This window comes from Shewanella sp. MF05913, from assembly GCF_059758095.1.
This window is the reverse complement of record NZ_JCAYNT010000009.1, coordinates 1-12290: the sequence shown is the minus strand read 5'-3', so window position 1 is coordinate 12290 and position 12290 is coordinate 1. Positions and strand designations below refer to the sequence as shown.

Below are 12290 nucleotides of genomic sequence, written 5' to 3'. Positions count from 1 at the left end.
AAGTCCGTATCAAAAAAGCTTATCTCAGAGAACTAAATCCGACTTATCATTTCGAAGTTGTACCTGTGCTGTTCAAGTACTCATCTAAACCGCGTTTCCTCAATAAGCAAGATGGACAATCACCACATCCATCACCTATAACTCCGTTGTAACAGGTTAACGTTTCATTACGGATTAGATCTAAACTTTGGTATTTATCAGCAAGAGCCCATGTTTCAGCCTTATTTAACCACATAAGCGGAGTAGAGATAGTAATATCCCTATCCATCCCTTTACACAAAGCCTCTTGCATAGATTTAACAAATTCATCTCGACAATCTGGATAGCCAGAAAAGTCAGTCTCACATACCCCCGTGATAACGACATCGGCACCAACTTGATATGCATAAATCCCAGCAAGAGTTAAAAATAAAATATTGCGGCCAGGAACAAATGTATTTGGCAATCCATTTTCCATAAGCTCATGTGAAACAAGGATATTATCTCTTGTCAAAGCCGATACCGCTAACTCATTAAGCATTGTCACATCTAGTACTTTATGACTGGCTACATTTAGCTTTTTAGCTAAATTTTTGGCCACTTCAATTTCTTCACTATGTCTTTGTCCATAATTAAACGTTATGGCATGAACCTCTTTATAAAGGGTTAATGCTTGAACTAAGCATGTTGTGGAATCTTGACCACCACTAAAGACAATAATCGCTTTATCCATAAAAACCTCGAATCCAATAAGAACTACATACTAAACATATCATTTTAATTAAAGCTAAATAAGTAGAATTTTTAGCAATTTACAACTATCGACTAAAATTTTGAACATACAAGCTTTATTCTATGATTTACGATCTTTAACTCTTTCTAAACTTCAATGTTGCAGTTCACAATTTTTTCAACTTCTTTGTGTTGTAAAAAGCCAAGTTCTGGTCAGAACTATTTTTCTGTATTGGAAAAATCAGGGATACATTAAAAGTAATTACTATATTGAACACAAATAACGTTTATTTGAACTCTGGATATAACTCGTTGAACAAATTGTGATGGGCGGAAAAATGGAACTTTATCTATCCATGATAGTTGGATAGTAATTTATCTCTGGGGGTCAGAACACCCAACCAGAATTACCTTAAGAATTTCATTAAAAACGAAGACAATCTTTTAAGCTTAACAATCAATCATATAGATTATTTTAAAGCAATTTGCACAAAAAGATTGTCTTCGTTGAATTCAAACAGTCTTCGTTTTAATTTCATCATTTCAATTAAACTGCCAATCCTGCTGCAACGCCAGATGACCAGGCCCATTGAAAATTAAACCCGCCTAACCAACCACTTACGTCCATTACCTCACCTATAAAGTATAATCCTGGGACGTTATTAGCTTGCATGGTTTTTGAAGATAACTCATTGGTGTCAACACCACCTAAAGTGACTTCTGCGGTGCGATAACCTTCAGTGCCATTCATAACAATTGACCAGTCATTTAAGCTTTGAGCAAGTTGTTCACGCTCGCCGTGGCCGAGTTGGTTTAATGCTTTATCCAGTTGAGACTCGTCAAATAGTGTTTCAACCAAACGCTTAGGTAACCACTGGCTTAAGGTATTGCGTAGGCTTTGTTTTGGATGATGTTTCAGTGCAAATTCAATTTTATCTAACGCGTTTTCACCCGGTAATAAATTGATAGAAATTGCTTCACCTGGCTGCCAGTAATTAGAAATTTGCAGTACTGCTGGGCCAGATAGGCCTCGATGAGTAAACAATAACGCTTCGCTAAATTGAGTACCATCTTGGGCGGTAATGGTTGTTGGCACAGCAATACCCGATAACGGCTCAAAGCGGATTTTTTGATCTGCATGCCAAGTAAAAGGCACTAAGCCAGCGTTGGTCGTTAATACTTTTAAGCCAAATTGCTCAGCAAGCTTATAACCGTAAGGTGTTGCGCCAAGTTTTGGCATTGATAAGCCACCCGTCGCTATCACTAACGACTCACAACTTAAATCACCGCTTGAGGTGCTTAAATGAAAGCCGGTATCAGTTTTGTTAACCGATAAAATCTCAGTGCGAAGTGTTACTTTCGCCCCAGCCCATTCGCATTCAGTCATTAACATGGTGACGATGTCTTTGGCTGAATCGTTGCAAAATAACTGACCGTGATCGCGCTCGTGATATTCAATACCATGGCGTTCAACCAACTCAATAAAATCACTTGAGCGATAACGCGCTAGAGCCGATTTAACAAAGTGTGGATTGCCACAAATAAACTGATGTGGCTCAACCTTTTGATTAGTGAAATTACAGCGGCCACCGCCACTAATCAAAATTTTACGACCAGCTTGTTTGGCATTGTCGAGCACCAACACATCACGACCTCGATAGCCCGCTGTTGCAGCACACATTAACCCTGCTGCGCCTGCACCGATAATGATTACGTCATGATGTTTCACGTTTGACTCCACACTGTTCAAATTGGTTATTTGTATTAAGAGTTGCACTTTAAAATGCAAAAAAGGATGCTATTTTAGCATCCTTTTTGATATCTACTCACGGTTAACTTAGCTGCTCTGTTGCACTATTTTTTGAGTGTTTCAGATTTTTTGTCTCGGCTAAGTAACTCTTTTGCTGCTTCTACTGGCGCTTTACCTTGGTATAGCACTTGATAGATTTGCTCAGTGATGGGCATTTCTACCCCTAGGCGTTTGGCTAAAGTAAACACTTCTTTGGTGTTACGGTAACCTTCAACGACTTGACCAATTTCATCTTGTGCGGTCATCACATCTTTACCTTGGCCTAGCGCCAAACCAAAGCGACGATTACGCGACTGATTGTCGGTACATGTCAGCACTAAGTCACCTAAACCTGCCATCCCCATAAAGGTAGATGCATCGGCGCCAAGCGCTTCACCTAAACGAGTCAGCTCAACTAATCCACGGGTAATTAATGCAGTACGTGCATTAGCACCAAAGCCAATACCGTCTGACATACCTGCACCAATGGCAATAACGTTTTTAACCGCGCCGCCTAATTGGATACCAGTAAAGTCGTCGTTAGCATAAACACGTAAACGTTTTGGGCTGTGGAGTAGTTCAACTAAGTCGTGGGTGAACTGAGGGCAAGTACCTGCAACCGAAATGGCAGTAGGTAAGCCTGCGGCGAGTTCTTTCGCAAACGTTGGGCCTGACAATACCGCTAATGGATACTGTTCTCCTAACTGCTCACGTGCAACGTCTTGTAATAAACGGCCAGTTTCAGGCTCTAAACCCTTGGTAGCCCATACAATACGTGCATCTTCGCGCAATAATGGCTTAGCTTGTTTAAGTACATCACCAAATACATGGCTTGGTACAACAACCAAAATATTCTTGCTAGCGGCTAAGGCTTTACCTAAGTCAGGTTCGATTGCTAAACAATCAGGAAACTGAATGCCAGGCAAAAACCGTTCATTGCTGCGGCTGTCTGCTAATACTTGCATGCTTTTAGGATCGTGACCCCAAAGCAAAGTCTTATGGCCGTTGCTTGCCAAAGAAATAGCAAGGGCGGTGCCATAAGACCCCGCCCCTAATACCGTAATTTCGGCAGTGTTACTCATAAATTATGCTGTTGCTTCTTCAGTTGCAGCAGCCTGACGCTGTTGAACATACTGAGCAAATAGTGCGTCAAAGTTAACTGGCGCTAGGTTTAGTTGTGGGAATGTACCACGGCCAACTAAGTTACCGACTAATTCACGTGCGTATGGGAACAACACGTTAGGGCAGTATGCACCTAAAGAATGAGCAAGTTGCGGCTCTGTTAAACCAGAGATAGAGAAGATACCCGCTTGCTGTACTTCACATAGGAATGCTGTTTCGTCGCCATTTTTTGCGGTAACAGTAAGCGATAAAATCACTTCGAATGTGTCATCAGACAATTTGTTGCTGCGAGTGTCTAAGTCTAATTTTACTTCTGGGTTCCATTCTTTCTGGAATACAGCTGGGCTGTTTGGCGTTTCAAAAGACAAATCCTTTGTATAAATACGCTGAATGTTAAATTGTGGTGCTTGTGCTTCGTTGTTTGCGACTTCAGCCATAATGTCCTACCTATATATGTGTTATTTAGCTTTTCTGTGAAGCTAATTGTGTTGGGCTTTCGCAACTAATAATCAATCGATTGACTTATCGTTAGTGCTGTCCCGTAAAGTTGATTTTGCTGAAAAGCTTTCAACAAAACCTTGTTTATAAGCAGTGCTAGCGCATTCCCAATTTGTTAACACTGCATATATTAAGCGGCGTATTAACGCTTGCTTTTAACTACGGGTAAATTTGCACCCTGCCATTCGCCCATGCCACCTTTAAGGTTGAACACGTTTTCAAAACCTTGTTTAATAAGGAGTTGAGCTGCTTGTGACGATGTCATACCTGAGTTACATACTATTATAATGGGGCTAGTTTTGTACTTTTCAAGGTTTGATACTTGATTATTTTTAATTTCAGACAAGGTCACGTTTAGTGCATCAACAATGTGGCCTTTCTTAAATTCTTCTTTACCGCGTACATCAACAACTTTGGCATCTTGCTTGTTAACCATGATGGTTAGCTCTTGATGACTGACGTTTTTCACTTTTGATGTACCAGATTTAATGACACTCACTACTAGCGCCACAAACAAACCGACCCACGCTAAACTTAACATTGGATTAGCTTTAAAAAATTCCATGTACTCTTGCATAATTACTGATTTCTCTGACGATGACTAAGATGAGATGCCACCGAGTATATCGTTTTGCTTGTTAGTTTTCATTAGTGAAACGCCTAAATAACGTGTTTATTCGTGACCGGCGCCACTTTAATGAATGCTTTAGTTATATCTTCAAACCTATATGGCTTTTGCACGCTATCGATAAGTAGTAATATTCATACAATTGAAATTTTATAACACTTCCATTTTTAACTTAAAAGGTACTTGCAAATGACTAAGAAACGTCCTTTAGCACTACTTATCCTTGATGGCTGGGGCTACAGTGAAGATACGCAAGATAATGCGGTTTTTCATGCCAATACTCCTGTCTTAGATAAGCTCAATGCCCAATACCCTCACAGTCTTATTTCAGGTTCTGGAATTGATGTTGGATTACCCGATGGCCAGATGGGCAACTCTGAAGTGGGTCATATTAATATTGGCTCTGGTCGAATTGTGTATCAAGAACTCACTCGTATCAGTAAAGCCATTGCCGATCATGAGTTTGAAAAAAATGCTGCTCTTTGCGACGCTGTAGACAAAGCTATTGCTGCAAATGGTGCGGTGCACCTCATGGGACTGTTGTCTGCCGGTGGTGTACACAGCCATGAAGAGCACATTGAAGCGATGTGTCGTATGGCTGTTGAGCGCGGTGCAACAAAAGTCTACTTACATGCCTTTTTAGATGGCCGTGATACGCCACCCCGTAGCGCTAAAAATAGTTTAGTTCATTTTGATGAGCTATTTGCTTCATTAGGTCATGGCCGTACTGCATCGATTATTGGTCGTTATTTTGCAATGGACCGTGATAATCGTTGGGATCGTGTCTCGCAAGCCTACGAATTAATTACTGAAGGCAAAGGTAAGTTTAGCTACACAAGCGCACCAGAAGCACTTGAAGCGGCTTATGCGCGTGATGAAAATGATGAGTTTGTTGCTGCATCTGCCATTGTTGATGCTCGAGGCCAAGCGGCAGAGTTAAACGACAACGATGCATTGATATTTATGAATTTCCGCGCCGATCGTGCTCGCCAAATCACTCGCACTTTCGTGAACCCTGATTTTGATGGTTTTAAACGTAATAAAACACCAAAAATCAACTTTGTGATGTTAACAGACTACGCGGCAGACATTAATGCTCCGGTAGCCTATCCATCAAGTGATTTAGTGAATACCTTGGGTGAAACCCTACAAAACTTGGGTAAAACCCAGCTGCGTATTTCGGAAACTGAAAAATATGCTCATGTGACTTTCTTTTTCAATGGCGGCAAAGAAGAGCCATTCAAAGGAGAAGATCGTATTTTGATTCAGTCGCCTAAGGTTGCTACGTATGATCTGCAGCCTGAAATGAGCTCGACTGAATTAACCGATAAATTGGTCGCGGCGATAGAATCGACAAAATATGATGTGATCATTTGTAACTATCCCAATGGTGATATGGTCGGCCATAGCGGTAACTTTGATGCCGCAGTTAAAGCTTGTGAGGCGGTTGATGCCTGCATTGGTCGTGTTGTTGAAGCATTAGCTAAAGTTGATGGCGAATGCTTGATTACTGCCGATCATGGTAATGCCGAAAAAATGAAAGATCCTTCTAACGGACAAGCATTTACAGCTCACACAAGTAACTTGGTGCCGTTCGTTTATGTCGGTCGTGATGCCGTAATAAAAGATGGTGGACGTTTGAGCGATATTGCGCCAACTATGTTAACCTTGATGGGCCAAAGCATCCCGAAAGAAATGAGTGGACGCTGTATCATTGACCTTAAAGAGTAAACATTAACTCGTGATAACTCGTTTATTTATTAAAGCCAGCATTGTTGCTGGCTTTCTAATCCTTTCATGTACGGCAAATAGTGCTGACCTGACCTCTCGTCAATCGGCGTTAAAGTCTATTCAAGCACAAATAAACCAACAGCAAAACTCGCTAAAAGATACCAGTAAACAACGCGAAAAGCTGATCGCTTTATTAAAAAGCGATGAACAAGCCATTGCTAAAGCGGCGCAAAAAGTTAATCAATCACAAACCTCATTGGCCGCCGTTAATACCAAATTACGCGAATTAGACAAACAACAAGTCGAGCTCGCCACCGTAAAAAGTAGTCAACAAGAAACCTTATCAAAACAATTATCTAGCGCATATCTTGCGGGTAATCATGATTACACAAAAATGATGTTGAATCAGCAGAACCCGGCAACCGTTGAGCGCATGCTCGCTTATTACCAATTTTTAAATAATGCCCGAATTAAAGCGATTAAACAGCTAAAACAAACCAGCATTGATTTAGATAAAGTGAAGCAACAGCAAGTCACTTCACAACAAAAACTCAATGCATTGGTGATTGAGCAAAAAAAGCAGGCCCAGCAATTATCGAAAGAACAAGGGCAGCGTAAACAAACGCTAACCCAGCTTCAGCGAACCTTGTCGAGCAAAGGTGCTGAACTGGAACAATTGCAAATAGAAGAAGCCAGTTTAAAACGAATAGTTCAGCAAGCCATGGTTACCGCTAAGGCTAACCCCACTATGGACGGTTTAGCCAATCAACGTGGCAAGTTAAAATGGCCGACTAAAGGCCGAATGAGCAAACGCTTTGGCAGCAGTCGTTCAGGGCAAATTGTTTGGAAAGGTAGTGTATTGGCCGCACCTGAAGGGCAAAATATTTATGCTGTCGCATCAGGTAAAGTCATTTACGCCGATTGGTTACGCGGATTTGGTATGGTGTTAGTTATTGACCACGGCAAAGGCTACATGAGCTTATATGGCCATGCACAAACACTGTTAAGACAACCTGGTGACATGGTTAAAAGCGGGGACTCTATTGCCCTTGTTGGTAGCTCGGGCGGACAAAGCGAACCAGGGTTATACTTTGAAATACGTAATAAGGGTAAGGCGGTCGACCCGGCTTATTACTGCCGCTAAGGTTTTCGTGATGCCTTATGTTAATAAACAATTACACTGCTAACTAACAGGCCGTTTTAGGCTGTGAATTGTAACTATAAATCGACCGAATGAATAATCAGATAACCATAACCCATAAAAAGATAAGTTAACGTGCGAATTCAATTCATTATTTTACTTTGCTTGTGCAGTATATTCCCTGCAAGCGCTGCTAAGTTAGCCATTATCATTGATGATATTGGTTATCGGCTAACTGACGAAGCCGCATTAACGCTACCGCAAAACATTACCTTATCAGTATTACCTCATACACCTTTGGGCCAAAAACTGGCTAACGATGGTCACAAAAAGGGCCACGAGATCATGTTGCATCTGCCTATGCAGGCCTTAAACGGTAAAGCATTAGGTCCAGGTGGGTTAACTAACGACATGAGTGAAGCACAAATAAAACAGCAGCTACAATCCGCATTTAATAGCATTCCTTTTGCCAAAGGGGCTAATAATCATATGGGTAGCTTATTAACCCAAATGGACGATCCTATGTTATGGGTGATGCAAAGCCTCAAGCAACAGCAACTGTTTTTTGTCGACAGCGTGACGACTAAATACACTAAGGCGAGTGATACGGCGAATCAACTTGGAGTGCCATTACTAAGAAGGCATGTATTTTTAGATAATGATGTCAGTCCACGCGGACTTGAAAAGCAGTTTAAGATAATGATCCAAAGAACAAAGCAGCAAGGTAAGCTCGTTGCCATTGCACATCCTTATCCTGAAACCATTTGCTTTTTACGTGCTAATCTCGCCCGTTTAGAAGCCAATGGTATTGTGTTGGTGAAAACCTCGCAGTTATTTGATGACATTGACCTTGCCACCTCAAATCAAGCTAATCCAACTGCAACACTGAAATAGACAAGTCAGGTAACGTTGCCAAAATATCAGACCGATTATCAACAATATCAGCCAAAGTATATTGGTCGAGCACAGCCAGATATGCGGCTACAGCTTTACCTAACACGCCTTTGAGCTTACAAATAGGCGTAAAACGGCAATAAGGCGATTCACAATCAATTGGTGCGAGCGAATGCTCTAAATCACGGACCAATTGGCCTAGATGGAGCTGATCAGCAGTTTTAGCAAGCTTAAACCCACCACTTTTACCGCGAATAGTCTGCAAATAGCCCAACTTTCCTAACTGATGAATAATTTTAGCCACGTGGTTCGACGATAAATCAAATACGCTGGTGACTTCTGCAATTCGAAACAAAGTTTCTCGCTCTGGTTGCACCGCGAGATACATTAAAATCCGAATACCAAAGTCCGTATATCGAGTCAATTGCATGATTTAAATTATCCAAAGTAAATAATAATCGAAGGTTAGCATGTCGAAGATTCTAAATCAGTGATCAACCATAAAGCTTGCTCATTTGTCGTACCACAAACGTCAATACTTGCAGAAAACGCTCCGCAGACATCGGGGCGCTCTGGTTGACCGAAAATCATACACAGATTGTCGTCATTCAATTGAATACAACGCACACCAGCTGGTTTACCATTTGGCATCCCCGGAATGGGGCTGGTAATTGAAGGTGCAATGCAGCAAGCACCACAACCCAAACGGCAATTCATAAGTATTCCTACTGATTATAACGACAGATTTTATTTAAAAACAATGCCATATAGACATGTTTAATTACATTATTCGGACACACAATAATTGAAACAACAGGTAAGCTGAGGCAAGTTATCTGTGATACTTTTTCATGACCACTATATCGGCGTATATTAGATCACATTTTAGTTTTTAAGCATTAAACCGACAACAATCATAGTGGTACAGTAGACTCTCTTCAGAAATAAGGAAATTACCAATGAAACGTCCAGTTATTCTCGATTGCGACCCAGGCCATGACGATGCCATCTCATTAATTCTAGCACTAAGCTCAGACAAATTAGACGTCCTTGCAGTGACGACCAGCGCCGGTAATCAAACGCCAGATAAAACCCTCAATAATGCTTTACGTGTGCTCACCTTACTTGGCAGACATGATATACCTGTGGCAGCAGGAGCACCTAAACCTTTAGCGCGAGAATTGATTATTGCAGACAATGTGCATGGCGAAAGTGGTCTTGATGGCCCTAAGTTACCCGATCCCGCATTTGCACCTGTCAACCAAACAGCAATTGAGCTGATTGCAGAAAAAGTCAAAAACAGCAAACAACCGGTGACGCTCGTTCCTACCGGTCCGCTGACTAATATTGCGCTATTTTTATCCGCTCACCCAGAACTACATCATAATGTCGACAGTATTGTACTTATGGGTGGCGCAGCAGGAGTAGGCAATTGGACACCCGCTGCTGAATTTAATATTTTTGTCGACCCTGAAGCAGCTGATATGGTGTTTAAATCGGGTATTCCAATCGTTATGTGTGGCTTAGATGTTACTCATGAAGCGCAAATTATGGATGAAGATATCGAGCGTATAAGAGTCATTAACAACCCAATTGCACAATGCGTTGCAGAGTTACTCGACTTCTTTATGATTTATCATCGAGATCCTAAATGGGGCTTTACCGGTGCGCCGCTTCATGATCCATGCACCATAGCCTGGCTTTTAAATCCGTCATTATTTACAGCTGTAGATTGTTGGGTTGGCGTTGAAACCAAAGGCGAACACACTCAAGGTATGACTGTGGTCGATCGTTATCAATTAACAGGCAAGCCACACAATACAAAAGTATTGTTTAATATCGACCGTAAAGGATTTGTCGACTTTATTGTTGAGCGTCTAAACGATTACTAAACCATCAATGTCATGCAGATGTTGTCTGCATGACAATAAAGGATATTCATGAGCACTTTATTAGTCGTCGGCAGTGCTAATGCCGATCACGTTCTGACATTTGATAAGCTTCCTCACGCTGGTGAAACCTTAATATGTCAACAATACCGCTTAGAATTAGGTGGTAAGGGAGCAAATCAAGCTGTCGCAGCTGCACGCTTATGTAGTTCACAACAAACGGTGAGCTTTATCTCTGCTCTAGGTGACGACGCTAATGCCAAAGCCATGCGCGATGCATGGGCCTCTGATGGAATCGATCTAACGGGGTGCTATCAAATACCAGGTCAAAGTACAGGAACAGCGATGATTTTTGTTAATCAGCTGGGTGAAAATAGTATCGGGGTAGTCCCAGGAGCAAATGCATACTTATCAACTCAGCACATACAACAACAGCAAGCATCATTTATCCAGGCAAAATATATGCTTATCCAACTAGAAACCTCTATCGAGAGTGTTCATGAGGCTTTATTGTTGGCGAGAAGGCATCAATGCACAACAATACTCAATCCAGCACCTGCTACAAAATTACCTGATGACATACTGAGCTTGGTAGATATCATTACACCCAATGAAACCGAAGCGTTCACACTGACTGGGATAAAAGTTGTTGATCAAAGCAGCGCAGCTAAAGCAGCTAATTATCTTCATAAACAGGGTGTTAACAAGGTCATTATTACCCTTGGCAGTAAAGGCGCATATATTAGCGAGCAAGGTTCTGGACAAATCATACCAGCACCCATAGTCAATGCGGTTGATACGGTAGCAGCTGGGGATACATTTAATGGAGCATTGATGGTGGCATTAGATGAGGGACATAAGCTTATAGATGCGGTTATCTTCGCCAATAAAGCATCGTCAATTGCAGTGACTCATCATGGCGCCCAAAGCAGTATTCCTTACCGAGATCAATTAAATTAATCATCACAGCCATTTTGCTTGACCATGACAGAGAATCTACAAACAATGCCGATGGAATGACTAAGAGATCACGATAACATTCTTATCTAACAGAGCTACCTCCCAACTTCAGTATTAGTTTTAAATTTCAAATACAAAAAAGCCTCGTCATTAGATGAGGCTTCGATGTCATTAGCGGAGACTGATTTGTGATAAAAATGAACCCGCGACATCAGTTTAACAAGCGCCTATAACTTATAGAACTCTACCACCCGAATAAATAGGGTGAATACCAAACAATCTCGGGAATTTCAGCCTCGTGAACATTGCGTCCTAGCTGAGCTACCGCTCCAACTTCAGTAATCGCTTTAAATTACAGATACAAAAAAGCCTCGTCGTTAGACGAGGCTTCGATGTAATTGGCGGAGCGGACGGGACTCGAACCCGCGACCCCCGGCGTGACAGGCCGGTATTCTAACCAACTGAACTACCGCTCCTTTAGCAAGTTGCTTACGCAGGATGCTAAATGCTTTTTAAGTCGCTAGTGTGTCATTACTAGGAGACTTGCTCTTACGAGCCTCTCTTTTCAGAGAAATTAGGCGCCTGGAAATGACCTACTCTCGCATGGGGAGACCCCACACTACCATCGGCGATACTGTGTTTCACTTCTGAGTTCGGAATGGGATCAGGTGGTGCCACAGCTCTATGGTTTCCAGACAAATTTTGTTTATCTAATGCATTAATCTTGATGCATTAAATAATAATTCGGAAAGCTGATTGTTTCTATCTGAGTTTGAGTTCTCACACCGCTTAAGTGCCCCATTCTAATACTAAGTCGTATCAGTAAAACCCATCTGGGTTGTATGGTTAAGCCTCACGGGTCATTAGTACAAGTTAGCTCAACGCCTCACAACGCTTACACACCTTGCCTATCAACGTAGTAGTCTC

General features: G+C 41.7%; 12 protein-coding genes, 1 tRNA gene and 2 rRNA genes. 5 read left to right on the top strand and 10 right to left on the bottom strand.

Annotation, left to right across the window (positions count from 1 at the left end):
• Positions 1 to 46: 46 nt before the first annotated feature.
• The 5 genes from queC to AC19MV_RS12050 form a co-directional block, all read right to left on the bottom strand.
• Positions 47 to 712 (bottom strand): 7-cyano-7-deazaguanine synthase QueC, encoded by a 666-nt coding sequence (gene queC / locus AC19MV_RS12070; RefSeq protein ID WP_498307804.1) that lies wholly within the window; start codon positions 710 to 712, stop codon positions 47 to 49.
• A 546-nt stretch (positions 713 to 1258) separates the two neighbouring features.
• Positions 1259 to 2440: a BaiN/RdsA family NAD(P)/FAD-dependent oxidoreductase gene (locus AC19MV_RS12065; RefSeq protein ID WP_498307802.1), complete on the bottom strand. Its 1182-nt coding sequence runs from the start codon at positions 2438 to 2440 to the stop codon at positions 1259 to 1261.
• 125 nt (positions 2441 to 2565) lie between these two features.
• Positions 2566 to 3582 (bottom strand): NAD(P)H-dependent glycerol-3-phosphate dehydrogenase, encoded by a 1017-nt coding sequence (gene gpsA, locus AC19MV_RS12060; protein ID WP_498298567.1) that lies wholly within the window; start codon positions 3580 to 3582, stop codon positions 2566 to 2568.
• A gap of 3 nt (positions 3583 to 3585) precedes the next feature.
• The gene (gene secB / locus AC19MV_RS12055) at positions 3586 to 4059 is read right to left on the bottom strand and encodes a protein-export chaperone SecB (RefSeq protein ID WP_188958027.1); all 474 of its coding nucleotides are present in this window, start codon (positions 4057 to 4059) and stop codon (positions 3586 to 3588) included.
• A gap of 203 nt (positions 4060 to 4262) precedes the next feature.
• The gene (locus tag AC19MV_RS12050) at positions 4263 to 4697 is read right to left on the bottom strand and encodes a rhodanese-like domain-containing protein (protein WP_432405921.1); all 435 of its coding nucleotides are present in this window, start codon (positions 4695 to 4697) and stop codon (positions 4263 to 4265) included.
• Positions 4698 to 4937: 240 nt separating this feature from the next.
• Between AC19MV_RS12050 and gpmM the strand changes: the two genes are divergently transcribed.
• The 3 genes from gpmM (at position 4938) to AC19MV_RS12035 (ending at position 8514) form a co-directional block, all read left to right on the top strand.
• Positions 4938 to 6479 (top strand): 2,3-bisphosphoglycerate-independent phosphoglycerate mutase, encoded by a 1542-nt coding sequence (gpmM, locus tag AC19MV_RS12045; protein ID WP_498307800.1) that lies wholly within the window; start codon positions 4938 to 4940, stop codon positions 6477 to 6479.
• Between the two features lie 10 nt (positions 6480 to 6489).
• Positions 6490 to 7623 carry a murein hydrolase activator EnvC family protein gene (locus AC19MV_RS12040; protein ID WP_498307798.1) on the top strand — a complete coding sequence of 378 codons (1134 nt, stop codon included), beginning with the start codon at positions 6490 to 6492 and terminating at the stop codon, positions 7621 to 7623.
• Between the two features lie 132 nt (positions 7624 to 7755).
• Positions 7756 to 8514, top strand: coding sequence for a divergent polysaccharide deacetylase family protein (locus AC19MV_RS12035; protein ID WP_498307796.1), 759 nt, complete (start codon positions 7756 to 7758; stop codon positions 8512 to 8514).
• Here the strand turns inward: AC19MV_RS12035 and AC19MV_RS12030 are convergent.
• Together AC19MV_RS12030 and AC19MV_RS12025 are read right to left on the bottom strand one after the other, a co-directional pair.
• Entirely contained in the window at positions 8489 to 8944 is a 456-nt protein-coding gene (locus AC19MV_RS12030) for an Rrf2 family transcriptional regulator (protein WP_160056216.1), read from the bottom strand. The genes AC19MV_RS12035 and AC19MV_RS12030 overlap by 26 nt on opposite strands.
• Before the next feature lie 35 nt (positions 8945 to 8979).
• Positions 8980 to 9231, bottom strand: coding sequence for a YkgJ family cysteine cluster protein (locus tag AC19MV_RS12025; protein ID WP_432405936.1), 252 nt, complete (start codon positions 9229 to 9231; stop codon positions 8980 to 8982).
• Positions 9232 to 9473: 242 nt separating this feature from the next.
• Here AC19MV_RS12025 and rihA point away from each other — a divergent pair, with 242 nt between their 5' ends.
• Together rihA and rbsK are read left to right on the top strand one after the other, a co-directional pair.
• Positions 9474 to 10406 (top strand): pyrimidine-specific ribonucleoside hydrolase RihA, encoded by a 933-nt coding sequence (gene rihA / locus AC19MV_RS12020; RefSeq protein ID WP_498307794.1) that lies wholly within the window; start codon positions 9474 to 9476, stop codon positions 10404 to 10406.
• A gap of 48 nt (positions 10407 to 10454) precedes the next feature.
• The gene (gene rbsK / locus AC19MV_RS12015; protein ID WP_498307792.1) at positions 10455 to 11363 is read left to right on the top strand and encodes a ribokinase; all 909 of its coding nucleotides are present in this window, start codon (positions 10455 to 10457) and stop codon (positions 11361 to 11363) included.
• Between the two features lie 399 nt (positions 11364 to 11762).
• Here rbsK and AC19MV_RS12010 read toward each other — a convergent pair.
• The 3 genes from AC19MV_RS12010 to AC19MV_RS12000 all read right to left on the bottom strand — a co-directional run.
• A tRNA-Asp gene (locus AC19MV_RS12010) sits at positions 11763 to 11839 on the bottom strand.
• A gap of 104 nt (positions 11840 to 11943) precedes the next feature.
• Positions 11944 to 12059 (bottom strand): 5S ribosomal RNA (gene rrf, locus AC19MV_RS12005).
• Positions 12060 to 12205: 146 nt separating this feature from the next.
• Positions 12206 to 12290: ribosomal RNA gene (locus AC19MV_RS12000) — 23S ribosomal RNA — on the bottom strand; the annotation flags it as partial.